1 protein-coding gene is annotated in these 240 nt (G+C 59.6%); it reads right to left on the bottom strand.

What is annotated here, in order from left to right:
* Positions 1-240: CoA transferase (locus SB689_RS24085; protein WP_410694543.1), on the bottom strand; the 240-nt coding region annotated here is incomplete at both ends.

Here is a 240-nt window from a genome sequence, read left to right as displayed (position 1 = left end):
CTCGACAATATCCCGGGCGGTATAGGGGTAGCCGGAGGGAACGCTGGCCGCTTCCAGCACTTCCAGTACGTGGTCGCGTTCGTGCTGGGCGGTCCATTCGCCAATAGCGGTATCAATGCGTTCGGCGTCTCTCGAACGGCCATCGTTATGCGCCAGTGCGGCTTCTTCAGCAAGGTCGTCTCGCCCTATCGCCTGCATCAGTCGCTTGTAGATGCTGTCGCCGTTACCAGCAATCAACAC

It is taken from the genome of Chryseobacterium sp. SIMBA_038 (assembly GCF_046535115.1).
Classification (GTDB): domain Bacteria; phylum Bacteroidota; class Bacteroidia; order Flavobacteriales; family Weeksellaceae; genus Chryseobacterium.
Note: the sequence above shows the minus strand (reverse complement) of the source record. Positions and strands in the feature narration are given on the sequence as shown.